A 25,644-nucleotide genomic window follows, 5' to 3' on the forward strand; every position below is an offset into this window, starting at 1 on the left:
GTTACCTCACCCGCTATCTGAAAATATTTTTGCCTGTGCCGGCCTCTTCGCGGGCTTGCCCGCTCCCACAGGGACTGCACAAGTCTCGAATCCGGTGCAGTACCTGTGGGAGCGGGCAAGCCCGCGAAGAGGCCGGCACAGGCGACTACCGGATGACAGTCAACCGCCCCAGCACAGTCTGCCGCGAAAAGCCCATCACCTTGCCCAGCGAATCCAGCGCCAGCAACGGCTCGGCCACGGGGAAACTGCCACTGACCTTGCGTTGCCCCAACTCATCATCGAGCAGCAGGATGCGCCCCGGGTAATAACGCCCCAGGTCCTCGACCACCTGCGCCAGCGGCACCTGGTAGTAATTCAGCCAGCCCTGGCGCCAGGCCAGGCGGTTGTCGCTGTCCACCGCCAGGGTGTCGCCGACTCGGCCGGCAGCGTAGGCCGCCTGCTGGTTGGCCGTCAGTTCACGCGCTGCTGCGCCCGGTGCCGGGCTCACCGCCACGCGCCCGCTGCGTACTGTGACCTGGGCGCCCTCGCCCTGCTCGCGCACTTCGAACTGAGTGCCAAGCACGCGCACCTCGCCGCCGGCAGCTTCCACCACGAACGGCGCGCCGGTATGCGTGACCTGGAAGAACGCCGCGCCATGCAACAACCGCACGCGGCGCTCGCCCTGCACAAAATCGACTGCAATCGCGCTCCCCGCATCCAGCGTCACCTGCGACTGGTCGGCCAAGGTCACCTGGCTAACTTGACCAGCACTGCTGTAGTCGGCCTGCAGGTCCTGCAGCCACAGGCCCGGGTGCCAACCACCGGCAACGCCCACGGCCAGTACCAGGCACGCAGCCACCGCCAGCGCCGCGACCCGCTGCCGCCAGGGGTGCCTGGCCGGTGGCCTAGCCATCGCATCCAGGTAACGTTGCAGGCTTGCCTGTTCTTCAGCGGCCAGGCGCGCCGCCGGGGCGGCGCTGTTCTGCCACAGCGCCTGGGCCTGGGCGTAGGCCTCACGGTGCCCAGGGTCGGCCAGCAGCCAGTGCTTGAACGCCGCGCCCTCGGCTTGCGCAGGCTGCTCGTTGATGCGGCTGAGCCATTGCAGTGCAGCCCGGGACTGCGCCTCGGTGATCGGCGGTAAACGGCTCATCGACGGGCACTCCCTGGCCGGCGTGGGGTGGACGCGGGCTCGGCAACACTCGCCTTGCACGCTTCGAGGGCGCGCATCATATGCTTTTCCACAGCACTCTGGGACAGTTGCATGGCCTTGGCGATCTCGCCGTACTTGCAGCCGTGGATACGGTTGAGCAGGAAGATCTGCCGGGTGCGCTCGGGCAAGGCGCGCAAGGCAGCGTCGATGCGCTGCAAGTCGTGATCGACCTCCACGGCCTGTTCCGGGGCCTGGGCCATGGCCGCTTCATCCAGCGGCAACACAGCTTCGGCTGCGCGCTCGCGGCTGCCTTCGCTGCGCAGGTGGTCGATGGCCAGGTTGCCGGCGCAACGCAGCAGATAGGTGTCCAGCGCCTCGACCTCGACCTCGGGGCGACGCCAGAAGCGCAGGAACAGTTCCTGGACCAGGTCCGATGCCGTGGCCCGGCAGCCGACCCGGCGGCTCACCAGGGCCTCCATGCGTGCCCGCTGGGCCTGGAACACCTGGACGAAGCGCGCCCGCCCGCCGCCGCTTTCGGCATCCGCCTCGATCATGTCGCCCGGCTCGCTCACCTGGTCACTCGGCGAACACGGCCAGCAACGGCCCCAGCACCACGCTGGCGGCGGCCAGGCCCAGCAACAGGCGGGGCTGGTATGGCAGGCCGAACACCCACAGGGTCACCCCGGCCATCATCACTGCGGTCCACTCCACCAGGCCATGGGCCCAGCCACGCAGGTGCACGCTGAGCACCAGCGACAGCACCAGCAACAGCCAACCGGCGCTGCGCAACAGCCGCAGCTGCCCGGGGCGCGGCTTGCGCCCGAGCAGGTCGACGAAGTGCTTCTCCATGGCCAGGCACAGGGCAACGAAGCCGGCGTAAGCGATCAGTGCATTACCCAGCATCAGCTCGCCTCCGCCGTTTCAGTGCTCGGCTTCTTTGCTGCACGCGGGGCCCGCTTGGCCACAGGCTTCGGGCCGTGCAACATCTTGCCGGCCAGCCAGGCCAGGAACAGGCCGGTGCCCAGCGCTGTCAGGTCGAAGCCGGCCATCGCCCAGTCACCCGCCGACAGCGAATGGTTCAGCCCCTGGCCGGTGGTCAGGCCGTTGAGCAGCGGCAGCAAGGCGAAGGCCAGCGCGCCCAGTGCCAGTTGCTCGCCCCATGCCCGCCGCCCGCTGCGCAGCACAGCGTGCACCAGCGACAGGCCCCAGGCGGTGAAGAAGGCGTTGACCTCCCAGTCGGCCCGGCCTTCGACACCCATCGGGATCAGGCGGTTGGCCCAGAAGAAGCCCGCCACGGCCAGCAACAAGCCGCTCATGCTGGCGATATTGAGCACCTCGACCAGGCGCAGTTCACCCGGCAGGCGTTCGCTCCTGGCATGCTTGAGCTGACGCTTGCCCAGCCACATCACCAGCCCGGTGCCGATCACCGCGGTACCGACCACGCCAAAGAAGAAGTACAGCCAGCGCAGCCAGGGCCCGGCGAAATTGCCCATGTGCAGGCCGGCAAAGCTGAAGGCGGTCATCATTGCCCCGCTCTCCGGCTTGCCCTGGCTCAACAGCACACCGCTGGCGCCATCGAAGGTCCAGTTGGCGCTACGTCGGTAAGCCACGTGGTCGGCAGCCGATTGCGTGAAGGTAACGCGGGCATTGCTGTCGCCGGCATTTTCCACCTGGATACGGCCGATACGCGCGCCCGGTTGCAGGTCCTGCACCTTGGCGTACAGGCTCGGCAACGGTACCAGCGGCGCGGCCACATGGGCCGCCTTGGGCGCATCGTTACGGCCGAACAGGTCGTTGAAGTACTTGCCGGTGTCATTGCCGTAGCTGGCCATGATGCCTGCCGGCATCACCATATACATGAACAGCACCAGGCTGCTGTAGCTGATCATCAGGTGGAACGGCAGCACCAGCACGCCAATGGCGTTGTGCCCGTCCAGCCAGGAACGCTGGCCCTTGCCAGGGCGGAAGGTGAAAAACTCCTTGAAGATCTTCTTGTGGGTGATGATTCCGGTGACCAGCCCCAACAGCATGATGAAGGCGCAGAACGTCGACAGCCAGCGGCCAAAGGGGTATGGCATCTGCAGCTGGAAGTGGAAGCGGTAGAAGAACTCGCCACCGCGACTGTCACGTGCCTCCACCGGCTGGCCGGTCTGGGTATCGAGGGTCTTGGTGACGAAGCCGCGTGGCCCGCCATTGGGGTCGCGATAACCCACGCTCAAGGCGGCCTCGCGTGCGTTGGGCATGCGGATCAGCCAGGTGCCCGAATGCCCGGCGTTGTCCTGCAGGTACCGCTGGGCCACCTCCAGGCTATGGGTCGGGTCCAGTGCATGGCTGCGCACTTCTGGCTGCGACCAGTGGGTGATTTCTTCCTTGAAATACGACAGCGTGCCGGTGAGGAAGATGGCGAACAGCAGCCAGCCGAAGATCAGGCCGGTCCAGGTGTGCAGCCAGGCCATGGCTTGGCGGAAGCCTTCTTTCATGGGGTTTTCATCCAGTAGGCCAACCCGCTGATCACCCCCAGCAGCACGCTTGGCGCCAGCACGCCCAGCCAGGCGCGCAAAGCGCTGCGGCAAGCGAAGCACCAGATGAACGCCAGCAGGTAGAAGACGAATGACAGCAGCAGGCCGGTGAGCGTGGCATCGACCCGTGGCATTGGCGCTAGCAGGGTAATGCAGACGCTGGCCACGGACGCCAGCAGGTAGCCGCCCAGCAGCGCGGCCAGGCTGCGTGAAGTCACGGCCAGGCGATAGCTGAGCGAGAGACCGGCGGTTTTGCGCGTCATGGCGAAGGTCCGGGCGTTTTCGGGCCTGCAATAATAATGATTTCAATTCTCATAAGCAAAGGCCAAGCGATAAGCCGCCTGCTGCCTTGAATGCAACAAGAAATTTATTTTCGAAAAGGGCTTGAATTCGTTTCGCCGTTGCCTGACCTTAGAGTCAAGAGGCGCAGAAATTCCAAGGGTCTCAAAGGCCTAGGCGCGTCTCCATGCGAGCAAGCTGAATAAGGATTGAATCATGCAAATCCAGGTCAACAGCAGCAACCATTTCGAAGGCAACGCCCGGCTCGACCAGTGGGTCCGCAGCACACTGCAGAACTCGCTGGAACGTTACGAAGACGACCTCACCCGCATCGAGGTTCACCTGCGCGACGAGAACGGCGCCAAGCCCGGACCGCATGACAAACGCTGCCAGATGGAGGCTCGCCCCAAAGGCCACCAACCGATTTCCGTGACCCACACCGCCACTTCGCTGGACCAGGCTGTCGATGGTGCCGCCACCAAGCTCAACCACGCGCTGGAACACTTCTACGGCAAGCTGCGCAGCAAGCGCGGAGCCCTGGAACTGAGTGACCCGGACGCCTGATCGGCAATGCAAACGCCCGGCCTGATGCCGGGCGTTTTCGTTTGTATCGATCGATGGCGCTGAACCAACAGGTAATTTCCCCGGTCAACTTCTGCACTCATTCACCGCAGAAGCATGACCATGAACAACCCATTCGAACGAATCAGTGCTGCATTCGCCCCCGAATACCGGGTCAACCTGAGCATTGCAAACCTCGACGGCAGCATCATGCTGACCCTGTCCGACGACGCTGGCGTGGTCGCCAAGCGCCTCATCACCCAGGCCCAGCGCAATGACCCGGTACGCCTGCAGCGGGTGATCGACAGCATCCGCCTGGGCCTGGCCATCGAACACAGCCAGAACCCTCTGCAGGTGCTGGCCGCGCTGACCCGTGACGCCCGCCACGAGCCGCGCCATTTCATCGCCAACTGAGGGCTACTTGCCCTCCTCCACTTCCTTGCCGTTGGCATCCAGTACCTTGGTCGAGGGGTAGCGGTACGAGGCGTAACGCACCACCAGGATCGCGAACGCCAGCAACAGGATGCCACCGCACACGTACAACAGCCCTACGTCCGGCGCCTTGTGGTGCGAGACATCGCCGATCAGCAGGCGGGTCAGCGCGGTGATGGCCACGTACAGCAGGAAGCGGATCGGCATGTGGTTGGTCTTGAAGTAGATACCGACCATCGCCCCCAGCTCCAGGTAGATGAACAGCAGCAGGATGTCATCGACACTGACCCCGCCCTTGCCGAGCATGTCCAGGAACGTCATCACTGCCGCATAGGCGGTGATCGCGCCAATGCCGAACAGCGCCAGGTAATGGAATGCCTCGACGCACAGGTTGCCCAGCGAGTCGGCCGAGCCGTGCAGGCCCTTGCGCAGCTTTTCTGCCCATTTGATGTTCACGATGTTCCATTCCCCGATACGTCTTGAAGGATGATGCGTCACCGGCGTGACGCTTGTGCCATGCAGTTAAAAGGCCAGGCCCCTGCCTTGGAAGGCGACCGATTGCCGCAAGGCACCTTGAGGCGTGGCAAGTTGCCAGAAGCGAGCAGCCACCGTGGTGCATCAGGCCTTGCTACTGCAGCCCAAATCGCCGGCTTCGATCCTGATGATGACCTCAATGCATGAGCTGGAGACGTTGCGGGCTTTGCTTGAGTCGGCACTGGTTCAGGTGCAGATGCCCGCTGAGCCTCGGGCTTTGCACTGAGGTTTGAGTGTTGCGTTGTCTGGGCCGGCCTCTTCGCGGGTAAACCCGCTCCCACAGGATCTCCACAGGCCTTTGAGGTAGATGCAGTTCCTGTGGGAGTGGGTTCACCCGCGAAAGGACCTGGATGGCCAAGGCGCTGATGGATGATGCTGAGTTGGGCATGAAGCAGTAAGCCCTCTGCACCACGCTACAATTTCTGCTTGCGAAGCAATCAACATTGCCATTACTGTATATAGATACAGTAAATCGAAACGCAACCAGCAAAAGGCATAGAGGTGATGAATGGCCGTCGAAGTGGTGTACCGCAGCAGCCGCGACCCGGAGCGCTTGTTCATGGATAAGGCCGAAGCAGACCGTCACGACAAGATGCTCGAACTGGCCGAGCGCCTGGCCGAAGTACTGCACAAGGCAGTGCCCTCGCTGAGCGAGAAACAGGTCGAGGAAGCCGGTATCTACATGGCCAGGAACCGCGATGTGTTCGCCCGGGCGTTCAAGAGCCAGCCGGATGCACTGGCCGAGTTGCTCGAAGCGCCAGCGGCCGAGTAATTGCCTGCACTGGCAGCTTCTTCAAGGATTGCGCATGGCTTGAGGTTCCGTGCGGTCAAGGTGGATGGCACGGGCTGCGCCCGTGTTCGCGGGCACGCCCGCTCCCACAGGGACCGCGCAGGTTTTCAGGGTTTTGGGTATTCCTGTGGGAGCGGGCGTGCCCGCGAAGAGGCCAGCAAAGCCGGTATCGCCTCTCAGCCGTAGAGCAACCGCTCCGCCAGCATCTGCGCCACCCGCGCCGGCGAGCGCTTCTCTGCCTGGGCATGGCCAAACACTTCGGTCAGCCGTGAAGGTATCCGCGCCAGGTGCGCAGTGATGGTGCCCAGGTCTACGCCACGATGGGTAAGTGCCACGTAGATCAACCCACCGGCATTGATCACGTAATCGGGCGCATACAGTATCCCGCGCGACTCCAGCTGGTCGGCTACCTGCAAGGTGGTCAGCTGGTTGTTCGCCGCCCCCGCCACTGCCGCGCAACGCAGCTGCATCACGCTCTGCCCGTTCAACACCGGCCCCACGCCGCAAGGGGCAAAGATGTCGCAAGGCGTGCTGATCAACGCATCGTTGGTCACCGGATGGGCATTGAACTGCTCCACCGCCAGCCGCACCCGCCCAGGGTCCAGGTCGCTCACCAGCAGGTCAGCACCCGCCGCATGCAGTTGCTCCGCCAGCGCATAACCGACATTGCCCAGCCCTTGCACCGCAACCCGCAGCCCTTGCAGGTCATCACTGCCAAGGCGGAACGAAGTGGTGGCACGAATGCCGGCAAAAACCCCCATCGCCGCATGCGGTGAGGGGTCTCCCGAGGCCGTGGTGCTGGTCACATGGGGTGTGCTCTGGGCAATGCAGTCCATGTCCAGGGTCGAGGTGCCGCTGTCCACGGCGATGATGAAGCGCCCTTGCAAGGTGTCGATGAAGCGGCCAAAGGCCTCGAACAGCGCGGCACGGTTTTCCACATGCGGGTTGCGCATGATCACCGCCTTGCCGCCCCCCAGTGGCAGGCCGGCCAGCGCCGCCTTGTAGCTCATGCCCTGGGCCAGGCGAATTGCGTCGGTCATGGCGCTTTCATCATCGGCATAAGGCAGGTAGCGGCAACCGCCCATGGCCGGGCCCAACTGCTCGCTGTGGATAGCCACCACGGCCTTCAGGCCGGTGGGCGGGTGGGTGAACAAGTGCAGCGACTGGGTACGGGTGCTTTGCATCAGCGCGAACATCGACAGGCTCCCCTACGAGGTGCTCTCTCCAGTATAGGCATGGCCCTTGGGCTGGCGCCGCCGCCGGACCACTGGACGAAACCGCGCGCCGCGGCTAATACTCAAGCGTGTGTGGAGAAGCCCCATGAAGCCACGTCAAGCCTGCCTGGCCTGCCTGGAACGCGAGCCCGTCGCCCTGCTGGAAGCCGCATTATGGATTGCCGCCGAGCACGACCGCAGCGTCGAGCCCGCGGCCAGCCTTGCCAAGCTGCATGACCTGCAGCGCGAGATCAGCGCCAACCTGCCGATGCTGCCGCTGTGCGAACTGGCCCAGCCACTGCTGCGCCAACTCAATGCCCTGGGCTTCCAGCAGGATGAATACCACCCGCTGCGCCCGCAAGCCGCGATGATGGACAAGGTGCTGCAGCGCCGCCGTGGCCAACCGCTGACCCTGGCCATCCTCGCCCTGGAACTGGCCCGGCGCCTGTCCATCCCCCTTGAGGGCGTAGGCTTCCCTGGCCATTTCCTGCTGCGCGTGCCAGGTGCGGATCACCTGCTCGACCCCTGTGGTGGCCGCCGCCTGTACCCCAACGATTGCCGTGAGCTGCTGGCTCGCCAGTTTGGCCCGCATGTAGCGCTGACCGCCGAGCACATGCGCAGTGCCAGCCCGCTGCAGATGCTGCAACGCCTGTCACGCAACCTGCGCCAGTTGCACATCAGCAACGACGACCACCTGGCGGCGCTGATCGATGCCGAGCGGGTCATGCAACTGGGCCCGGTGCAGGTCAGCGACTATGTGACCCGCGCCTCGCTCTACCAGCACCTGGATTGCCCGCAGGCCGAGCGCTTCGACCTGGAGCATGCGTTACTGCTGACGGAGGACCCGGTCCAGCGCCTGAAACTGTCCGAGCGTATCGGCAAGCTTCCGGCGGCGAACCGTTCCATTCACTGAGCCGGGCTGTCCGGCTGCTGTGCCGGGTGGGCCTGGGCGAACGCCGGGTGCCCCGCCGCCAGGGCGGCAACCCGCAGGATGCGCGGGAAGCTGTCGAGGTCGATGTTGAAGCGTTCGGCCGCGTACAACTGCGGGATCAGGTAGACATCCGCCAGGCCCGGCTCGTCACCGAAGCAGAAGCCGTGATCGCCTATCAGCTGCTCCACTGCCGCCAGCCCCTGGCTGATCCAGTGGCCGATCCACTGGTTGACCTGGCTCTCGTCCTGGCCAGCCTGGCGCAGCCGGTTGAGCACGCTGACGTTGTGCAGCGGGTGGATGTCGCAGCCGATGATCGCCGCCACGCCCCGTACCTTGGCGCGCGCCTCGGCCGCAGCAGGCAGCAGGGCGGGCTGTGGATAAACCTCCTCCAGGTACTCGATGATCGCCGGCGACTGCACCAGCAGCTCACCGCCATCGGTGCGCAAGGCCGGCACACGGCCCTGCGGGTTGACCGCGACATAGTCCGCACCGCGCTGCTCACCCTGCAACAGGTTGACCGGCAGGGACTGGTAGGCCAGCCCCTTCAGTGCCAGGGCAATGCGCACCCGGTAGGACGAGGTGGAACGATAATAGGTGTACAGCTCCATGCCCGTGCCTCCTCAGTTGGCCGCGATGACCGTGCCGCGGCATTCACCGAAACCGATGCTGGCCACGCCATCACGCACGCAGCGAGCACGCAGGATGATCTCGTCGCCGTCTTCGAGGAACTTGCGCACCTCGCCACTGGCCAGTTCCACCGGGTGCTTGCCGCCTTCGGTGATCTCCAGCAGGCTGCCGAACGAACCTGGCGTGGCGCCCGACAGCGTGCCCGAACCGAACAGGTCGCCCGGTTGCAGCTGGCAGCCGTTGACGCTGTGGTGCGCGACCAGCTGCGCCACGGTCCAGTACATGCTGCGGGTGTTGCTCAAGGTCAGGCGGTACGGGGCAAGGCCCTGCTCGCGCATGCGCTCGGTGAGCAGCAGCACCTCGAGTTCGATATCGAATGCACCGGCGGCCTGGTCGCGCTTGTCCAGCAGGTACGACAGTGGCTGCGGGTCGCCTTCCGGGCGTGCCGGCTGGGCACAGCGGAACGGTTCCAGCGCTTCGGCGGTAACCACCCAGGGCGAGATGGTGGTGATGAAGCTCTTGGACAGGAACGGCCCCAGCGGCTGGTATTCCCAGGCCTGGATATCGCGCGCCGACCAGTCGTTGAGCAGGCACAGGCCGGCCACGTGCTCGGCGGCATCGCCTACCGGGATCGCCTGGCCCATGTCGTTGCCCTGACCAATCCAGATACCCAGCTCCAGCTCGTAGTCCAGGCGCGCGCAGGGGCCGAAGCTTGGCTCGGTGTGCCCAGCCGGCAGGGTCTGGCCTTTGGGCCGGCGCACATCAGTGCCGGACGGGCGGATGGTCGAGGCGCGGCCGTGATAACCGATCGGCACGTACTTGTAGTTGGGCAGCAGCGGGTTGTCGGGGCGGAACAGCTTGCCGACGTTCTTGGCGTGCTCGATACCCACGTAGAAGTCGGTGTAGTCACCGATCTGCGCCGGTACATGCAGCTGGCAGGCGCTGGCCGGGTACAGGGCGGCCTGCAGCGCCGCCTGGTGTTCGCTGTGTTCGCCCAGCAGCACCAGCAGGCGCTCGCGCAGGGCGACGCGGGCACTGCGGCCGAGGGCGAAGAATGCGTTCAAGACCCCACCACGGGTGGCCTCGACAGCGGCCTTGGCGGCACCGTCGAACAGGCCGGCGGCCAGCACCGCCTCCAGGTCGAGGATCGCGTCGCCGATGGCCACGCCACAGCGCTTGGCTTCACCCGGCCGGCTGAAGATGCCCAACGGCAGGTTCTGCAGCGGGAAGTCGCTGTGCCCGTTGGCGTGCTCGACCCAGCTACGGGCAATGGCGGTCTGGTTCATGGGTTATCTCCGGTTCGGGTTGAAGGTGCTCGGCAAGGTGGCCCAGCAACTATCGTAGTCGGCCTGCAACTGCGGGCATTCAAGGGCTTGCAGGCTCGGGCGCAGCACCTGGCTGGTCTCGAACATGAAGGCCATGGTGTTGTCGATCTTGTGCGGCGCCAGGTCGGCGGCAATAGCCTTTTCGCAGGTTTCGGCGTCGGGGCCGTGGGCGCTCATCACTCCGTGCAGCGAGGCACCGCCCGGCAGGAAGCCCTCGGCCTTGGCGTCGTAGGCACCGTTGATCAGGCCCATGAACTCGTTCATCAGGTTGCGGTGGAACCATGGTGGACGGAAAGTGTTCTCGGCCACCATCCAGCGTGGCGGGAAGATCACGAAGTCCATGTTGGCCAGGCCATGCACGCTGGTCGGCGAGGTCAGCACGGTGAAAATCGACGGGTCCGGGTGGTCGAAGCTGACCGTACCAATGGTGTTGAAGCGGCGCAGGTCGTACTTGTATGGCACGTTGCTGCCGTGCCAGGCAACCACATCCAGTGGCGAGTGCTGCAGTTCGCAGGCCCAATGTTCGCCCAGGAACTTCTGCACCAGCTGCACCGGGCCATCGGCCTCTTCGTAGTGCGCCACCGGGGTGAGGAAGTCGCGCGGGTTGGCCAGGCCGTTGCTGCCGATCGGGCCCAGGTCCGGGATGCGCAGCGGCGCGCCGTGGTTTTCGGCGATGTAGCCGCGGGCCTCGCCGTCGAGCAGTTCGACGCGGAACTTCATGCCACGCGGGATTACCGCGATTTCCAACGGCTCGACTTCCATCACCCCCAGTTCGGTGGCAATGCGCAGGCGGCCCTGTTGCGGCACCAGCAGCAGTTCACCGTCGGCGTTGAAGAACACCCGCTCCATCGACCGATTGGCGCGGTAGATGTAGATGCTCACGCCGGCCGGTTTTTCCGCAGCGGCGTTGGCCACCATGGGCAGCCAGCCCTCGATGAAATCGGTCGGTTCGACGGGGATCGGCTGGGGGTTCCAGCGCAGGCGGTTAGGGGTGATGGCCCCCAACGGGCCGGTCAGCGGCTGACGCGCCAGGCGCTCGAAACGCGGGTGCAAGGCAGACGGACGAATACGATATAGCCAGGTGCGGCGCAGCTCGCTGCGGGTCATGGTGAACGCCGTGCCCGAGAGCAGCTCGGCATACAGACCATAGGGTGCCTTCTGCGGCGAGTTCTGCCCGACCGGCAAGGCCCCTGGCAGCGCTTCGCTGGCAAACTCGTTGCCGAAGCCGCTGAGGTAGTGAAGGTCGGGTGACGTATCGCGATTCATCGATGCCTCCGGGCTCTGGCCGAGCCGTTGCTGGCAGCTGGCTGCTGGCCCGGGGCGGGGTGGCAGCGCGTCTGCATTGTTTTTATCGTAATCAGATTACGAATAACGTAATTTGCTACGGGCAATGCGTCAAGCTATAAAGGCGCGACTCGACGAATCCGGAAGAAGATGTCCATGGCCAAAGCCAGCTCCCCCGCCGACAACGGCAAGCAGAAAGTCCGCTCGGCGGAGGTCGGCACCGACATCCTCAAGGCCCTTGCTGAGCTCTCCCCGTCCACCTCCCTGTCGCGCCTCGCGGAACATGTGCAGATGCCGGCGAGCAAGGTGCACCGTTACCTGCAGGCATTGATCGCCAGCGGTTTTGCCGAGCAGGATGCGGCCACCAACCATTACGGCCTGGGGCGCGAGGCACTGCGGGTGGGGCTGGCGGCGCTGGGCAGTATCGATGTGCTGAAGATTGCCGCGCTACCGTTGTCGCAGCTGCGCGATGAACTGAACGAGAGCTGCTTCGTTGCCGTATGGGGCAACCAGGGCGCGACAGTGGTGAGCATCGAGCCGGCGGTACGCGCGGTCACCGTGGTAACGCAGATCGGCTCGGTACTGCCGCTGCTCACGTCGTCCACCGGGCTGGTGTTCGCCGCCTACCTGCCCGAGCGCGAGACCGTGGAGTTGCGTGACCGGGAACTGGCCGCCCTGCAGCACAGCGCCGCCGACTACCAGGCGGTACTGGCGGGCATTCGTGAACGTGGCCTGCACCATGTGCACGGGCTGTTGATGCCCGGCGTGGATGCGCTGTCGGCCCCGGTGTTCAATGCCATGGGGCAGGTCGCCGCGGTGATGACCGTGGTCGGGCCGACGTCGATCTTCCATGCCGACGAGCATGGCCCGGCGGCGCAACGGCTGCTGGCGGCAGCGCGGGAAACCAGCTGGCGCATGGGCTATTCGCCCGCCGGCTGAGCGCTTGCGGCACTATTGCCCGATACGTAAAGGTGAATGTCATAAGCGGCTATTTTTCCTACAGGATCAGGCGCTTATTCTTAACTCACTGGCCGGCATGAAGGGCTCTCCCCCCCGCCTTTCAGGCCTGCGAGGTTCACCGACGTAGATTTTGAAGCTCCTTGATCTGACGTCTCGATTGGCCGCTGCGGCTTGCAGCGGCCTTTTTTATTTGCCCTGAAAATTTCCGTCGCCTGTGCTGGCCTCTTCGCGGGCTTGCCCGCTCCCACAGGGATATCACCAAGCCTGAGGGCAGTGATATCCCTGTGGGAGCGGGCAAGCCCGCGAAGAGGCCAGCACAGGTAGTACAAAGCTCAGCCCAGCGGATACTTCTGCAAGTTCGCCATCATCTGCTGCAACGCCTGCAAGCTGTCCTGTGGGTGCACTGCCCCGTCGAAGTCGCCAATCCGTGCCCAGTTCTCCGCCACCTGCTCCGGGGTAAAGCCTTCACGCGGATCGAAGCCTACCCCCAGGCTACGCTCCCACCGTACCTTGCCCACCCAGCCGCCGCCCACTTCGAACAGCTCACCGCTGCCCTGGCACTGCTCGCTGCCCAGGTACACCACCAGCGGGCTGACCAGCTCTGGCTTGAGCCGCTCGAACACCTGGGGCGGGATCAACCCTTCGGTCATGCGGGTACCACCGGTGGGGGCGATGGCGTTGACCAGGATGCCGTGCTTGCGCCCTTCGATCGCCAGGGTACGAGTCAGCCCATACAGGCCCAGCTTGGCCATGCCGTAGTTGGCCTGGCCGAAGTTGCCGTAGATGCCGGACGTGGAAGCAGTGAAGATCACCCGCCCCCAGTTCTGCTCGCGCAGGTGCGGCCAGGCGGCGCGGGTGACCTTGTAAGCCCCCTCGACATGCACCTGATACACCTGCTCCCAGTCGCTGTCTTCCATCTTGTGGAAGGTCTTGTCACGCAGGATGCCGGCATTGTTCACCAGCACATCGACCCGGCCGAAGCTGTCCAGGGCCTGCTCGACAATACGCGCGCCGTGGCTGACCGAGTCATGGTTGGCAATGGCACTGCCACCAGCGGCGCGGATCTCCGCTACCACCCGGTCGGCGGCAGAGGCGCTGGCACCTTCACCGTGGGTGGAGCCGCCGAGGTCGTTGACCACCACCCGCGCACCACGCGCAGCGAACAGCAGCGCATGGGCACGGCCCAGGCCGCCCCCGGCTCCGGTGACGATCACCACGCGATCTTGCAGACGGACAGGCTCGCTCATGCTCATGGCTCCAGGCAGGTTCAGGTCAGCCGAGTGTCCGCCGCCAGCGGCGGGCGGACAATCAAGCTCACGCAGGCTGAATGCCTGGCAATAACGCAGCACGATGGTTATGGGGCCGCTGTGCGGCCCATCGCCGGCAAGCCAGCCCCCACACCAACCGCGCCGGCCTCCAGGCCTGCGCTGTACCTGTGGGAGCCGGCTTGCCGGCGATGAGGCCCTGTCAGGACCACGCCACTTTCTGCTGGAAACAGCTCAGCGGTTGTTCACGAAAGGCCAGGTAATGGCGCAGCACCTGCACCGGCGCTTCGGTATGCGGGTAATGGCCGATGCCCTGCAACTGCACGGTGTCCGGCTCCGGCACCAGTTGCCGGTAGCGCTCCACCATGTGCGCGCCGGACAGCGGGTCGACCACGCCATTGATCAAGCGCAGCGGCACGCCTTCGTGCTGCATCGCGCCAACCCAGCGGTCGCGGTGCAACCTGCGCTCCGGCATGTAACACACCAGCTTGTGCAGGATGCGCGTGCCACGGTTGGCGGCGATCAGGCTCCAGAAGTCATCCAGCGCGCTTTCACTTGGGTGGGTGCAAGGGCCGTAGACCTGAGTCACGTTGCGCACCAGGTCGTCACGCCCGAACGAGCGCCCTACCAGCCAGCCCAGCCGGCTGAGCAACAGCTTCTGGATCAGCAGCATGCGGCAGCTTTCGGGGAACAGCCCGCTGTTGAGGAACACACAACTGGCGATGTTGGCGCGCTGTTCATGATGCCGTGCCAGCAGTTCCTGGGCCACACTGCCGCCGTAGTCATGGGCCAGCAGATGCACCGGCTGGTCGACTTGCAGTTCGGCGAGCAAGGCCTGCTGCAGGTCGGCCTGCTCCATCAGGCTGTACACGTGATCGACCGGTTTGGCCGAATCGCCAAAGCCAAGCATGTCGCAGGCGATCACCCGGAAGCGCTGGGCCAAAGGCCCCCACAGGTAGTGCCAATCCCAGCTGGCGGTGGGGAAGCCGTGCAACAGAAGCAGGGGCTCTCCTTGCCCTGCGGTCCAGTAGCGGATGCTCTGGCCCCGGAAGCTGAAACTCTGTCCCCGGGTACGCCAGACGCACAATGGAATTTCGGCCATGGGCATCAGAACGGTCCCGGTGAAGTGGTGTTGGTGGAATAGAGCAAGGCTGCGGTCATTGCATGTCACCTCGGCACTTACATGTGCTCTCTATGTCGAGGCTGAGTCTAGCCAGCAGCCCATGGGCTGGAACTTGCGTTGCCAGCCAGCTTGATGACTTGGCGAGTCAGTGGCACGAACGGTCAGAGCAGCATGGCCAGCAGCGGTGCCGCGAACAGGTTCAACAACCCGGTCAGGACCATGACTAGGCCGGCCACCGAGCCTTCCTCGCGGCCTACCTCCTGCGCCCGGCTGACACCGGCGCCATGCGCACCGACGCCGAACAGCGCGCCCCGCGCCAGCGGCGTGCGCAACGGCAACCAACGCAGCAGCACGCCGCCGAACATGGCGCCCAGCACGCCGGTGAACATCACGAACACCGCCGTCAGTTCCGGTACGCCACCCAGGTCATGGGCCAATGGCATGGCAAAGGGCGTGGTGATCGAACGCGGCACCAGCGACAGGCTGGTCGCGCTGTCCAGCGCCAACATATGAGCCAACCCCCAGGAACTGGCGATCGAAGCGCTGCTGCCGGCGACCATGCCCACCATCAGTGCCGGCCAGTGGCGCGCCAGCATGGCCCGTTGCTGCCAGATCGGCACCGCGAAGGCCACGGTCACCGGGCCAAGCACGCTCATCAGCCAATGGGTGTTGCGGGCGTACTCGGCATAGGCGGTGTGCAGCGGCACGGCCACCGCCAGCAACAGAACCGGCACCAGGATCAGCGGCGACAGCAGGTAGCGCCCGCTGCGCCGGTACAACCAGCGGCTGCCCAGGTACGCCAGCAAGGTCAGGGCCAGCCAGAACAGCGGCATGGGTTCAAGGCTCATGGCGCAAACTCCAGCGGCACACCAGTTCCACGGTCAACGCGGTCACCACCATTACCATCAAGGTGCTCACGGCAATCACCAGCAGGATGCGCCAGCCCTCGTCACGGATCAGGGCGCCGTAATCGAGCAGGCTCATCAACGCCGGGATGAAGAACAACAGCATCTCAGCCATCAGCCAGCCGGCGCCCAGTTGCAGCATGGCCGGCTTGAGCACACCCGAGGCGAACAGCAACAGCAGCAATGCCAGGCCCATCACACCGCCAGGAATCGGCCAGCCCAGCCAGGTGGCAAGCTGGCCACCGAACAGGAACAAGGCACAGAGGATCGCCAGCTCGACGAGCAGGCGCAGGGCTTTTTTCAAAAACGCGGGTTTCATGGGGGGGTCCTCGACAGGCCCTCATTTTAAGATTTGGCTGCCTAGGCCAGAAGCGAATTGTTAGACTGAACGCCATTCCAGAATGGAATTGCGATCATGGAATTCAAACAGCTGCGCAGCTTTATCGAAGTGGTCCACCGCGGCGGCTTTACCCAGGCGGCGCAGACCCTGCACATCAGCCAGTCAGCGGTGAGCAAACAGGTGGCCCAGCTGGAGCAAGATGTGGGCCAGCCGCTGCTGGAGCGCCAGGCCTCGCAGCTGCACCTGACCGCTGCCGGGCGCATCGTGCTGGAGCGTGGCGAAGCCTTGCTGCGCCAACGTCAGGCGCTGCTCAGCGAACTGGACGACCTCAGCCAGATGGGCCGCGGTGAACTGCGCCTGGGCTTGCCGATGCTGGGCAGCGACGCGCTGTTCGCCGGGTTGTTCGCCGAGTATCGGCGGCGTCACCCGAACATCGCGGTCCAGTTGCTCGAAGGCGGCAGCCGCAGCATCGAACAGGCAGTCAAGAGTGGCGAACTGGAACTGGGTGGCAGCCTGACGCCCAGTGACGAGGCGTTCGACTACCAGCCGTTCTGCAACGAACCACTGGATGCCCTGTTGCCTCGCGGCCACGAACTGGCGGGCCAGGACGGGGTGGACCTGCAGCAGCTGGCCGATACCCCGTTCCTGCTTTACCAGCGCAGCTTCGTGCTCAATGACCGGTTGCTGAAGGCATGCCAGCAGCAGGGTTTTACCCCCAAGGAAGGCGGGCGCAGTGGCCAGGCGGACTTCCTCGCGGCGCTGGCGGCGGCGGGCCAGGGCGTGGTGCTGCTGCCCCGTGTGGTGGCGAAAGCACTGGAGCGCCCCGGTGTGGTGCGCTTGCCGCTGCGCTCGCCGGGGGATTTGCGTTGGGATATCGCGTTCATCTGGCGGCGCGGGGCGTATCTGTCACGGGCGGCGCAGGCGTGGTTGGCGTTGGTGAGCGAGTGGCCGGTGCTCGGCAGCAAGGGATGAGTTGCCCTTGCCGGCCTCTTCGCGGGCTTGCCCGCTCCCACAGGTATACCGCTGATCTCGAGGATGATGAGGATCCTGTGGGAGCGGGCGAGCCCGCGAAGAGGCCGGCAAGGGCGGGGGAAATACCTCAGGCTTTCAGTGCTTGAACAAGCTCAGCCAACCAAGGCTCTGCATCCGCCTCCGGAGTCACCGTCTCGCTGGCATCCAGGCGCAGCATCGGCTGCACTTCGCGCACGCCCAGTTCGGCAAACAGTTCGCGCATCTGCTCGCCACCACCGCAATAGGTATCGCCATAACTGCTGTCACCCAGCGCAATCACCGCACCCGGCAGGCCACGCCAGGCCGCAGGCAGGGTATCGCGAATGCTGCTGTACAACGGCATGAGGTTGTCCGGCAGTTCGCCCATGCCAGTGGTCGAGGTCACGGCCAGCAAGGCGTCGGGGGCGAAACCTTCAAGGTCCTGCAAGGTGGCGCGCGCCGCATGCCAGGCCTCCAGGCCCGCAGCCTTGAGCAGCGATTCAGCGTGACGGGCGACTTCTTCGGCGGTGCCGTAGACCGATCCGGAAATAATGGCGACTTTCATCGGGTAGAGGATTCCGAAACTGAGTGAAAACGTAGGATACTAGCATCCGGCGCTGGCAAAAGGCCGCCTCTACCAAAGTCACCATCCTCAGCCCTGCTTCGCACCCTTGTTTATTCAATGGCCCGAACATGATCAACGCGCAACTACTGCAATCCATGGTCGATGCGTCCAATGACGGCATCGTGGTCGCCGAACAGGAAGGCGACGACACCATCCTCATCTACGTGAACGCGGCCTTCGAACGCCTGACCGGCTACAGCCGTGACGAAATCCTCTACCAGGATTGCCGCTTCCTGCAGGCCGACGACCGCGACCAGCTTGGCCGCGCCCGCATCCGCAAGGCCCTGGCCGAAGGCCGGCCGTGCCGCGAAGTGCTGCGCAACTACCGCAAGGATGGCAGCGCTTTCTGGAACGAACTGTCGATCACCCCGGTAAGGCACGACGGAGAACAGCGCACCTACTTCATCGGTATCCAGAAAGACGTCACTCGACAGGTCGAACTGGAGCGGGAACTGGCGCAACTGCGCGTTCGTCCGAAACCCGACGAACGCACCTGAACCAAGTACGCCACGCACGGTCAATCCCGTTGAAGAAATCGCCATCGAGTTCGATCATGCAAGCAGAAGCGCTCCTGACCCAGGACGAGCTGGATTTCATACAGAACATGCAGCATTCGCCGCAGTTGAACCTGGCCGACCCCATGTCGAGCCTGCTGGTCAATGGCGACCGCCGCATCCAGAGCTTGCTCACCCGCTTGGTGGCCAACGAGCAGGTAACCCTGCAGGCCCAGTTCAACAACCAGCAGATCAGCTTCCCGCTGCAACTGGTGGAAGACGAGTTCCACGCCCTGCACCTGCAACTGGGCTCACCGGAAATCTACGAGGACGGGCCCATGCTGCGCCCCTGGCGCCTGTCGATGGAGCAGCCGAGCGCGCTGCTCGATGCCCATGGGCAGGAAAGCGGCCTGTGGGTTCGCGATATTTCGTTCAAGGGTACATTGCTGGAAGTCCGTGGCCTGCCAGCGGCACCAGCCCGCTTCGAACTGAGCTTCGCCCCTGGCGGCATCCCCCCCATCGAACTGCATGGCGTGCTGGGCCGGCGCATCGGCCCGGACCTGGCCGCCTACGACCTCAGCCAAAGCCCGGCCGAAGAGATCGAACGCTTGCGCGACTACATTCTCCAGGCCCATCGCCGGGCCCACCCCGAGCTACACACTCAGGTATCGAACTGACCGGCCAGAAACTGCCGCAAACGCTGGCGCATCACACTACCCTGTGCGCCCAGGCAGGCGATCGGGCTGCCAGCCAGGCTGTCCTGTGCCAGTTCCGCCGCTTCACCCGCCAGTAATAACGGGCATTCCAGCCCTGCCACCAGGCGCGTCAGGCGCCGGGTGAGTTCCGCCGTGGGCGGCTGGTGGGAGAACAGCACCAGGGCATCCGGTTTCAGGCGCTCGCAGACCAGCGCCAGTTCTGCCAGCGGCTGCCCGCTCGCCAGTGGTGTCACGCCAACTTCATCACTGCCCAGGATCAGGCTGGTCACCAGCAACTCCAGTTCGTGGCACTGCCCCGGCAACGGTGCCAGCAGCACCATGCGGCTGCGCAGTACACGGGCAAGTTGCAAGCGAGCGAACACCCGGCCACGCAGGAACTGATCGAGGAACAGCCACTCGCTGGCCTGCCCGTAGCCGCCCTGCCCGACCGCCAGGTCATGCCACACCGGCATGAACACTTCGCTGAATACCTGGTCCAGGGTGCAGGCGGCAAACACTTCGTCGAACAGGCGGTCCAGGCCGGCCAGGTCAAAACGTTGCAGCGCCTGGCGAATCTGCTGCTGCCAGCGCACCCAGGCGCCCGTCGCGCCACCTGCCTGCCCGGCTAGGGCATGGTCGCGGGCGAGGATGCTGGCGACCTTGCTTACCGCCACGCCGCGCTCCAACCAGCCAAGGATGCGGCGGATGTCATCGATGTCGGCCTGGGAATACAGGCGGTGACCACTGTCGGTGCGGGTTGGCTGGATCAGGCCATGGCGGCGCTCCCAGGCGCGCAAGGTCACGGCGTTGACACCGGTCAGGCGGGAAACCTCACGGATCGGAAACAGGTCCTGCTGCGCGAGGCTCGCATCGATTACTGGGTTCAGTCCCTGTTCGTTCATCTGCAAGGGGTACCCTGTGTGCCCAAGTTGAACACCTAGTCTACTACGGCAACCGTTTGCCGGCTGACAGTTGCCGAAGATCGCACATGGGCGATAATCCGCGCCCGATTCTTGCATGCACGCCTGCGTCGCCCACCACCCCGGGCCACACAGCCAAAGGGGCCGGCTACCCGCCAGCCCCGTTGCCAGGAGATACACGATGTCTACCCCACCCGTCACCCTGATGGTGTCGCGCCGCGCCGCCCATGGCCGCTACCAGGACCTGCTGGCCTGGCTGCATGAAGGCGAACAGCTGGCCACCGACTTCCCCGGCTACCTTGGCTCGGGCATCCTGGCGCCACCCCGCGACAGCGACGAATTCCAGATCATTTTCCGTTTCAGCGACGAGCCGACCCTGCATGCCTGGGAGCATTCCGCCTCGCGACGGGCCTGGTTGCAGCGCGGCAACGGCTTGTTCGAACGCCCCAAAGAGGAGCGCGTAAGCGGCATCGACGACTGGTTTGGCACCAATATGGTGCAAAAACCACCACGTTGGAAGCAGGCCGTGGCCATCTGGCTGGCCTTCTTCCCCGTCTCGCTGGTGTTCAACCTGGTGTTCGGCCACTGGCTGGCAGCACTGGACCTGGTGCCCCGGGTACTGCTCAGCACCCTGGGCCTGACGCCGGTGATGGTCTACCTGTTCATCCCCCTTTCCACCCGCCTGCTGGCCGGCTGGCTGCATGCATCCCCGGCCCCTGCTGGCGCCCTGCGCAGCCGCTGAGGCCAGGCCGTACACGCGGTAGACAGTTCGGGTATGCTGGGCGGCAACCAAAGGACAGACAAGTTGACCGCCCCGAACATGAACAGCCCCATTCTCGTTACCGGAGCCAGCCAGCGCGTCGGGCTGGCCCTGGCCCTTGAACTGGCACAGGCCGGCCATACGGTGGTCAGTGCCAGCCGCAGCGTCCAGCCACAGGCGGCCCACCCGAACATCGTGCAGTTCCAGGCCGACCTGTGCCAGGCGGCCGACCGCCAGGCCCTGATCGACTATCTGCACAACCATTACGACGGCCTGCGCGCGATCATCCACAACGCCTCGCTGTGGCTCGACGATGGCCTCGACAACCTCGAGACCATGTTCCGCCTGCACGTCGAAGCGCCCTACCACCTCAACCTGGCCCTGGGCGACCTGCTGGCCAAGGTGGAAAAGGCCGACATCATCCACATTTGCGACGAAACCTCTTCACGCGGCAGCAAAAGCCACATCGGCTACGCCGCGACCAAGGCCGCGTTGCAGAACATGGTGCTGTCGTTCGCCGAAAAATATGCGCCCAAGGTGCATGTGAACGGTATCCTGCCGGGGCTGCTGATCCTCAAGGAAGGGGGTGACGAAACCTACCGCCAGCAGACCCTGAAAAAGGCCCTGCTGGAGTTCGAACCCGGCGCCGGCCCGCTGATCGAGACGGTCAAGTACCTGCTCGCCAGCCAGTACAGCACCGGCAGCCAGGTGGTCATCAACGGTGGCCGCCACCTGAAGAACCGCATGACCTGAGAGAAGCCCATGACCCCACAGCAACAGCTCGAACTCGAGGCCGCCGCGTTCCGGCGCCTGGTCGAACACCTGCAGAAGCGCACCGACGTGCAGAACATCGACCTGATGAACCTGTCCGGCTTCTGCCGCAACTGCCTGTCCAAGTGGTACAAGGCCGCGGCTGATGAGCGCCAGCTCGACCTGAGCCTGGATGACGCCCGCGAAGCGGTGTACGGCATGCCTTACGCCGAGTGGAAAGCCCAATACCAGAAAGAAGCCAGCGCCGACCAACAAGCGGCGTTCGAAAAAGGAAAACCCCGTGACTGACCTGAACACCCTGCGCGCCAGCCTGGCCAGCGGCCAACACGTGTTTGCCGACACCCTGGCGTTCATTGCCGACAACTACAGCTACCAGCCACAGGCCTTCGACAATGGCGGCGTGGCGAATGCGGCCGGGCAGAACGAAGGTTCGTGCAAGACCCTGGGCCTGGCGCTGCTGGAAGGGCTGAGCGACCAGGAAGCGCTGCTGGCCTTTGGCGAGCACTACCGTGACGTGGTGGCCACGCCGGAGGGCAGCGACCATGGCAATATCCGTGCGCTGATCAAGCATGGGCTGGCGGGCGTCAAGTTTGCCGAGCTGCCGCTTGCACGCAAGGCTTGAGATTTTGGGGCCGCTCCGCGGCCCTTTCGCCGGCAAGCCAGCTCCCACAGGTACCCCGCTGCCTTCAAACTGATCATCCCCCTGTGGGAGCTGGCTTGCCGGCGATGAGGCCGGTGCAGACAGCATCAACCCATGATCCTTCCTGGGACCTCACCCGCCAACCCACCCTGCTGCAACCACTGCAAGGCCAGCGGCCACAAACTTTCGCGAAAGCGGTCATGGAAGAATGCGAAATGGCCAATTTCATCGACCGAGATATCCACAGGCGCAATGCGCAGGTGCTGGCGCTCGGCGCCCTGCAGATAACCCAGCAAACGCTCGGTCGCCGCCACGGTACCAAAGGGGTCATCGGTCAGGCTGATGGCCAGCGTCGCCGCCCGCACCTGGGCGAACGGTAGTGCCTCCAGTGCACGCCCGCTGGGTCGGTGCTCATAGCGTGGGGTACGGGTGGTCCAGTCGTGCACCACGCCGGATGGCGTGTCCTCCAGCCAACCCAGGCGCTTGCCGGGAAAGTAACCGAACACCCGGGTGAGCAGCGGCATTACCACATGCCACTTGCCGAACAGTTGCCAACGCTGGTCAGCCGCGTAATCGCGCCAATAGGCGAATTGCGCACCAACCATCACCACCCGGCGAACCTTGCTCGCCGAAGGTGCCAGCCCCACTGCGCAGCCGCCAAAACTGTGCCCCACCACGTCCACCGGCTGGCCGGGGAAATGTTCTGCGGCATGCACCAGCATGGCTTCGAAATCCAGCCGGCCCCAGTCGCTCCAGGATGCCTGGAAGCCGCGCAGCGAGGCCGGGCGGGATTCGCCGATGCCACGGTAGTCGTAGGTCAGCACATCGCAGCCCTGGGCGAACAGGTAGTCGGCGAAACGCGAGTAGTAGCGGCAGCGTACCGAGGTGGCAGCGTTGATGATCACCAGCGGGCGCTGGGGGTCAGGTCGGGCGTGGCGCCAGCGGAAGCCGCCGAGGCTGTAGCCGTCGGCTGCGGTGTGGCGAAAGGCAGTGGCGGGTTGGGTGAGGCAGCTCATGGCACATTCCCTGTTGTTGTGCGCCAAAGCTAGCAAAGATTTTATAGCCTGTACCGGCCACTTCGCGGGTAAACCCGCTCCTACAGGTACTCCATTTCCCTCAAGTTAAAAGGGATCCCTGTGGGAGCGGGTTTACCCGCGAAAGGGCCGGTACAGGCCGGCAGCGATTACAGCTCGACGCAGTCGAACTTCACATCGGTAGCCACGTCTTCGTCGTAGTTGACGTCAGCGCGCTCGAAGCCGAACAGGTTGAGGAACTGCTTCTTGTAGCCGGCATAGTCGGTCAGCTCGAACAGGTTCTCGGTGGTCACCTGCGGCCACAGCGCCTTGCAGGCGTCCTGTACGTCATCACGCAGTTCCCAGTCGTCCAGGCGCAGGCGGCCCTTCTCGTCGACTTCGGCCGGCGCGCCGTCGGCACGGTACATGCGGTCGCGATACATGCGGTCCAGCTGGTCCTGGGTGCCTTCGTGAACACCCTTCTCCTGCATGATCTTGAACACCATGGACAGGTACAGCGGCATCACCGGGATGGCCGAGCTGGCCTGGGTAACCACCGACTTCAGCACCGCCACGTTGGCGCCGCCCTTCACTTCACCGGCCAGTTTCTTGTCCAGGCGCAGGGCGGTTTCGTCCAGGTCCTGCTTGGCCTGGCCCAGCGCACCGTGCCAGTAGATCGGCCAGGTGATGTCGCTGCCGATGTAGCTGAAGGCCACGGTGCGGGCGCCTTCGGCCAGCACGTTGGCGCCAGCCAGGGCGTCGATCCACAGCTGCCAGTCCTGGCCACCCATGACGGTGACGGTGTCGGCGATTTCCTGCTCGGTAGCCGGCTCGATGCTGGCCTCGATGATGGTGTCCTTGTTGGTGTCGATGGCGGTCGACTTGTACGGCTGGCCGATCGGCTTCAGGGCCGAACGCACCAGTTCACCGGTCTGCGGCAGCTTGCGCACTGGCGAGGCCAGCGAGTAGATGACCAGGTCGACCTTGCCGCCCATTTCGTTCTTGATCAGTTCGATGACCTTGGCACGGGCTTCGTCGGAGAAAGCGTCACCATTGATCGACTTGCTGTACAGGCCTTCGGCCTTGGCGAACTTGTCGAAGGCTGCAGCGTTGTACCAGCCAGCGGTGCCGGCCTTGGTCTCGGTGCCTGGCTTTTCGAAGAACACGCCCAGGGTGTCGGCCTTGAAGCCGAACGCCGCGGTGATGCGGGCTGCCAGGCCGTAGCCGCTGGAAGCACCGATGACCAGGACCTTCTTCGGGCCATCCTCGCGCACGCCCAGCTTGCGGGTGGCTTCGATCTGGTCACGGACGTTGAGCTCGCAGCCCTTCGGGTGAGTCGTGGTGCAGATGAAACCGCGGACCTTAGGATGAATGATGGCCAATGTCTGTACCTCGTCAGGTTTATGCCGGGGGAAGCGCCGTCATGGGCGATTCCGGTTGATCAGAGGGTGAGACTACCCCCGCAGGTTATCCGACACATATTACGGGGTGATCTTGGGGATGCAAAACGGTGGATTACCTGTACCGGCCCTATCGCCGGCAAGCCAGCTCCCACAAAGACGGCGCAAAACTTGAGCCCTGTGAGGGACCTGTGGGAGCTGGCTTGCCGGCGATAGAGCCAGTGCAGGCAACATCAATCTGACAAGAGAGCCCCTTTCAGCCATTCCAGGAACTGCCGGGCCAGCGGATCATCCTGGCTGTCCCGATGCACCAGGCACGCCCACGCCGGCCCACGCACGCGCTGCGCCGACAAAGCCTGCAAACGCCCCTCCTCCACCGCCCGCCGCGCCAGCAACTGGCTGACCAGGGCCACCCCCAACCCCTCGCTCGCCGCATCCAGCAGCAGCCCGGGGTCGGAAAAGTTCAGCCCCTTGCCCTGCTGCCCCACATCCTCGCCACCCTCCAGCTGCCAGTGGCTCCAGTCCATCTCGCGCTCGCCATGCAAGGTGGTGCGCCGCGACATCGGCGTTTGCAGCAACGCCGGGTGGCAGGCCGGGTACAGCTGGTCCTGGTGCAGCACGTTGAAGCTGCACTCGGCCTGGGCACTGAGGTCGTCGCGGATGGCCAGGTCGATGGTCTCGGTCGTCATGTCCGGCACCTCGAAACTGGTGAACAACCACAAATCGACATCCGGGCAGCGCTGGTGAAAGTCGGCCAGCCGCGGCAGCAGCCAGTGCCTGGCAAAGGCCGGGCTGGTGTTGACCACCAGTTGGTTGGGCTTGCGGTACTGGTCGAGCCGGCGAATGCCCACCGCCAGGTGCTGCAGCAGCGACTGCGTGGTGCTGAGCAGGTCGTGCCCGGCGTCGGTCAGGCTCACGCTGCGGCCACTGCGGTGGAACAGCGGCTGCTCCAGGTAGGTTTCCAGACTGCGAATCTGCTGGCTGATGGCCGACTGGGTCAGGTTCAGCGCTTCGGCGGCCTTGTGGAAGCTGCCCAGCCGCGCAGCGGCTTCGAAGCCGCGCAGGGCATTCAGGGGTGGCCAGTATTTGAGCATGATTGATAAGCCCTGCTGATCAGA

31 protein-coding genes are annotated in these 25,644 nt (G+C 64.6%); 12 read left to right on the forward strand and 19 right to left on the reverse strand.

Going from position 1 to position 25,644, the window contains the following annotated elements; genetic code table 11:
- Positions 1 to 145 precede the first annotated feature (145 nt).
- Genes CAG44_RS12105 through CAG44_RS12125 form a run of 5 tightly spaced genes read right to left on the reverse strand, consistent with a single transcriptional unit; the run spans position 146 to position 3,911 of the window.
- Positions 146 to 1,129, reverse strand: coding sequence for a FecR domain-containing protein (locus CAG44_RS12105; protein ID WP_085692202.1), 984 nt, complete (start codon positions 1,127 to 1,129; stop codon positions 146 to 148).
- Entirely contained in the window at positions 1,126 to 1,683 is a 558-nt protein-coding gene (locus tag CAG44_RS12110; RefSeq protein WP_170929297.1) for an RNA polymerase sigma factor, read from the reverse strand. The genes CAG44_RS12105 and CAG44_RS12110 overlap by 4 nt, the downstream gene beginning before the upstream one ends.
- 22 nt (positions 1,684 to 1,705) lie before the next feature.
- Positions 1,706 to 2,032 carry a DUF3325 domain-containing protein gene (locus CAG44_RS12115; protein ID WP_015271767.1) on the reverse strand — a complete coding sequence of 109 codons (327 nt, stop codon included), beginning with the start codon at positions 2,030 to 2,032 and terminating at the stop codon, positions 1,706 to 1,708.
- A complete protein-coding gene (locus CAG44_RS12120; RefSeq protein WP_085692204.1) occupies positions 2,032 to 3,609 on the reverse strand; it encodes a PepSY domain-containing protein in 1,578 nt (525 codons plus the stop codon). Before CAG44_RS12120 ends, CAG44_RS12115 begins: the two co-directional genes overlap by 1 nt.
- Positions 3,606 to 3,911 (reverse strand): DUF3649 domain-containing protein, encoded by a 306-nt coding sequence (locus CAG44_RS12125; protein WP_085692205.1) that lies wholly within the window; start codon positions 3,909 to 3,911, stop codon positions 3,606 to 3,608. Before CAG44_RS12125 ends, CAG44_RS12120 begins: the two co-directional genes overlap by 4 nt.
- 232 nt (positions 3,912 to 4,143) lie before the next feature.
- Between CAG44_RS12125 and CAG44_RS12130 the strand changes: the two genes are divergently transcribed.
- Together CAG44_RS12130 and CAG44_RS12135 are read left to right on the forward strand one after the other, a co-directional pair.
- Positions 4,144 to 4,491, forward strand: a complete 348-nt coding sequence (locus CAG44_RS12130) for an HPF/RaiA family ribosome-associated protein (RefSeq protein ID WP_003260689.1) — start codon at positions 4,144 to 4,146, stop codon at positions 4,489 to 4,491.
- A gap of 120 nt (positions 4,492 to 4,611) precedes the next feature.
- Entirely contained in the window at positions 4,612 to 4,902 is a 291-nt protein-coding gene (locus CAG44_RS12135; protein ID WP_025340607.1) for a DUF3509 domain-containing protein, read from the forward strand.
- 3 nt (positions 4,903 to 4,905) lie between these two features.
- On the opposite strand, the gene CAG44_RS12140 is transcribed toward CAG44_RS12135, so the two are convergent.
- Positions 4,906 to 5,376, reverse strand: coding sequence for a phosphate-starvation-inducible protein PsiE (locus tag CAG44_RS12140; RefSeq protein WP_025340608.1), 471 nt, complete (start codon positions 5,374 to 5,376; stop codon positions 4,906 to 4,908).
- A gap of 586 nt (positions 5,377 to 5,962) precedes the next feature.
- Here CAG44_RS12140 and CAG44_RS12150 point away from each other — a divergent pair.
- Positions 5,963 to 6,226, forward strand: coding sequence for a YebG family protein (locus CAG44_RS12150; RefSeq protein WP_085692206.1), 264 nt, complete (start codon positions 5,963 to 5,965; stop codon positions 6,224 to 6,226).
- Positions 6,227 to 6,420: 194 nt separating this feature from the next.
- Here CAG44_RS12150 and CAG44_RS12155 read toward each other — a convergent pair whose 3' ends face one another.
- Positions 6,421 to 7,440: a Glu/Leu/Phe/Val dehydrogenase dimerization domain-containing protein gene (locus CAG44_RS12155; RefSeq protein WP_085692207.1), complete on the reverse strand. Its 1,020-nt coding sequence runs from the start codon at positions 7,438 to 7,440 to the stop codon at positions 6,421 to 6,423.
- A 124-nt stretch (positions 7,441 to 7,564) separates the two neighbouring features.
- On the opposite strand from CAG44_RS12155, the gene CAG44_RS12160 reads away from it, so the two are divergent.
- Entirely contained in the window at positions 7,565 to 8,371 is an 807-nt protein-coding gene (locus CAG44_RS12160) for a SirB1 family protein (protein ID WP_075046348.1), read from the forward strand.
- Here CAG44_RS12160 and maiA read toward each other — a convergent pair.
- From maiA to hmgA, 3 genes are read right to left on the reverse strand one after another with little or no spacing between them, the layout of a single operon-like run.
- On the reverse strand, positions 8,365 to 8,997 hold the full coding sequence (gene maiA, locus CAG44_RS12165; RefSeq protein WP_025340612.1) for a maleylacetoacetate isomerase: 633 nt from the start codon (positions 8,995 to 8,997) through the stop codon (positions 8,365 to 8,367). The genes CAG44_RS12160 and maiA overlap by 7 nt on opposite strands.
- A 12-nt stretch (positions 8,998 to 9,009) precedes the next feature.
- The gene (gene fahA, locus CAG44_RS12170) at positions 9,010 to 10,302 is read right to left on the reverse strand and encodes a fumarylacetoacetase (protein WP_085692208.1); all 1,293 of its coding nucleotides are present in this window, start codon (positions 10,300 to 10,302) and stop codon (positions 9,010 to 9,012) included.
- Between the two features lie 3 nt (positions 10,303 to 10,305).
- Positions 10,306 to 11,607: a homogentisate 1,2-dioxygenase gene (gene hmgA, locus CAG44_RS12175; RefSeq protein WP_075046350.1), complete on the reverse strand. Its 1,302-nt coding sequence runs from the start codon at positions 11,605 to 11,607 to the stop codon at positions 10,306 to 10,308.
- A gap of 174 nt (positions 11,608 to 11,781) precedes the next feature.
- Between hmgA and CAG44_RS12180 the strand changes: the two genes are divergently transcribed.
- Positions 11,782 to 12,564 (forward strand): IclR family transcriptional regulator, encoded by a 783-nt coding sequence (locus CAG44_RS12180; RefSeq protein WP_025340615.1) that lies wholly within the window; start codon positions 11,782 to 11,784, stop codon positions 12,562 to 12,564.
- A gap of 353 nt (positions 12,565 to 12,917) precedes the next feature.
- Here the strand turns inward: CAG44_RS12180 and CAG44_RS12185 are convergent, their stop codons facing one another.
- From CAG44_RS12185 to CAG44_RS12200, 4 genes are all read right to left on the reverse strand, one after another.
- Entirely contained in the window at positions 12,918 to 13,832 is a 915-nt protein-coding gene (locus tag CAG44_RS12185; RefSeq protein ID WP_046616333.1) for an SDR family oxidoreductase, read from the reverse strand.
- Positions 13,833 to 14,052: 220 nt separating this feature from the next.
- Positions 14,053 to 14,958, reverse strand: coding sequence for an alpha/beta fold hydrolase (locus CAG44_RS12190; RefSeq protein ID WP_085692209.1), 906 nt, complete (start codon positions 14,956 to 14,958; stop codon positions 14,053 to 14,055).
- Between the two features lie 176 nt (positions 14,959 to 15,134).
- Complete coding sequence (locus tag CAG44_RS12195) at positions 15,135 to 15,821, reverse strand: LrgB family protein (RefSeq protein WP_024087732.1); 687 nt, start codon at positions 15,819 to 15,821, stop codon at positions 15,135 to 15,137.
- Positions 15,811 to 16,197 carry a CidA/LrgA family protein gene (locus CAG44_RS12200; protein ID WP_085692210.1) on the reverse strand — a complete coding sequence of 129 codons (387 nt, stop codon included), beginning with the start codon at positions 16,195 to 16,197 and terminating at the stop codon, positions 15,811 to 15,813. Before CAG44_RS12200 ends, CAG44_RS12195 begins: the two co-directional genes overlap by 11 nt.
- Before the next feature lie 96 nt (positions 16,198 to 16,293).
- On the opposite strand from CAG44_RS12200, the gene CAG44_RS12205 reads away from it, so the two are divergent.
- Positions 16,294 to 17,190 (forward strand): LysR family transcriptional regulator, encoded by an 897-nt coding sequence (locus CAG44_RS12205; protein ID WP_085692211.1) that lies wholly within the window; start codon positions 16,294 to 16,296, stop codon positions 17,188 to 17,190.
- A gap of 127 nt (positions 17,191 to 17,317) precedes the next feature.
- Here the strand turns inward: CAG44_RS12205 and CAG44_RS12210 are convergent, their stop codons facing one another.
- Positions 17,318 to 17,773 carry a flavodoxin gene (locus tag CAG44_RS12210; protein ID WP_025340620.1) on the reverse strand — a complete coding sequence of 152 codons (456 nt, stop codon included), beginning with the start codon at positions 17,771 to 17,773 and terminating at the stop codon, positions 17,318 to 17,320.
- 128 nt (positions 17,774 to 17,901) lie between these two features.
- Between CAG44_RS12210 and CAG44_RS12215 the strand changes: the two genes are divergently transcribed.
- Both CAG44_RS12215 and CAG44_RS12220 read left to right on the forward strand, forming a co-directional pair.
- On the forward strand, positions 17,902 to 18,330 hold the full coding sequence (locus tag CAG44_RS12215; protein ID WP_085593032.1) for a PAS domain S-box protein: 429 nt from the start codon (positions 17,902 to 17,904) through the stop codon (positions 18,328 to 18,330).
- A gap of 56 nt (positions 18,331 to 18,386) precedes the next feature.
- On the forward strand, positions 18,387 to 19,004 hold the full coding sequence (locus CAG44_RS12220; RefSeq protein WP_085593030.1) for a hypothetical protein: 618 nt from the start codon (positions 18,387 to 18,389) through the stop codon (positions 19,002 to 19,004).
- Here CAG44_RS12220 and CAG44_RS12225 read toward each other — a convergent pair.
- Positions 18,989 to 19,924 (reverse strand): MerR family transcriptional regulator, encoded by a 936-nt coding sequence (locus tag CAG44_RS12225; RefSeq protein ID WP_025340623.1) that lies wholly within the window; start codon positions 19,922 to 19,924, stop codon positions 18,989 to 18,991. The genes CAG44_RS12220 and CAG44_RS12225 overlap by 16 nt on opposite strands.
- A 199-nt stretch (positions 19,925 to 20,123) precedes the next feature.
- On the opposite strand from CAG44_RS12225, the gene CAG44_RS12230 reads away from it, so the two are divergent.
- From CAG44_RS12230 to CAG44_RS12245, 4 genes are read left to right on the forward strand one after another with little or no spacing between them, the layout of a single operon-like run.
- A complete protein-coding gene (locus tag CAG44_RS12230; RefSeq protein ID WP_085692212.1) occupies positions 20,124 to 20,684 on the forward strand; it encodes an antibiotic biosynthesis monooxygenase in 561 nt (186 codons plus the stop codon).
- 33 nt (positions 20,685 to 20,717) lie between these two features.
- Positions 20,718 to 21,455 carry a dihydromonapterin reductase gene (gene folM / locus CAG44_RS12235; protein ID WP_046616343.1) on the forward strand — a complete coding sequence of 246 codons (738 nt, stop codon included), beginning with the start codon at positions 20,718 to 20,720 and terminating at the stop codon, positions 21,453 to 21,455.
- Positions 21,456 to 21,464: 9 nt separating this feature from the next.
- Positions 21,465 to 21,761: a DUF1244 domain-containing protein gene (locus tag CAG44_RS12240; RefSeq protein WP_003260708.1), complete on the forward strand. Its 297-nt coding sequence runs from the start codon at positions 21,465 to 21,467 to the stop codon at positions 21,759 to 21,761.
- On the forward strand, positions 21,754 to 22,095 hold the full coding sequence (locus tag CAG44_RS12245; protein ID WP_003260709.1) for a HopJ type III effector protein: 342 nt from the start codon (positions 21,754 to 21,756) through the stop codon (positions 22,093 to 22,095). Before CAG44_RS12240 ends, CAG44_RS12245 begins: the two co-directional genes overlap by 8 nt.
- A 125-nt stretch (positions 22,096 to 22,220) precedes the next feature.
- Here the strand turns inward: CAG44_RS12245 and CAG44_RS12250 are convergent, their stop codons facing one another.
- From CAG44_RS12250 to CAG44_RS12260, 3 genes are all read right to left on the reverse strand, one after another.
- The gene (locus CAG44_RS12250) at positions 22,221 to 23,129 is read right to left on the reverse strand and encodes an alpha/beta fold hydrolase (protein WP_085692213.1); all 909 of its coding nucleotides are present in this window, start codon (positions 23,127 to 23,129) and stop codon (positions 22,221 to 22,223) included.
- Positions 23,130 to 23,296: 167 nt separating this feature from the next.
- Complete coding sequence (gene fabV / locus CAG44_RS12255; protein WP_075046363.1) at positions 23,297 to 24,508, reverse strand: enoyl-ACP reductase FabV; 1,212 nt, start codon at positions 24,506 to 24,508, stop codon at positions 23,297 to 23,299.
- A gap of 251 nt (positions 24,509 to 24,759) precedes the next feature.
- Positions 24,760 to 25,620: a LysR substrate-binding domain-containing protein gene (locus CAG44_RS12260; protein WP_085692214.1), complete on the reverse strand. Its 861-nt coding sequence runs from the start codon at positions 25,618 to 25,620 to the stop codon at positions 24,760 to 24,762.
- Between the last annotated feature and the right edge of the window lie 24 nt (positions 25,621 to 25,644).

The sequence above is a fragment of the Pseudomonas sp. B13(2017) genome, from assembly GCF_002113245.1.
Classification (GTDB): Bacteria; Pseudomonadota; Gammaproteobacteria; order Pseudomonadales; family Pseudomonadaceae; genus Aquipseudomonas; species Aquipseudomonas putida_Z.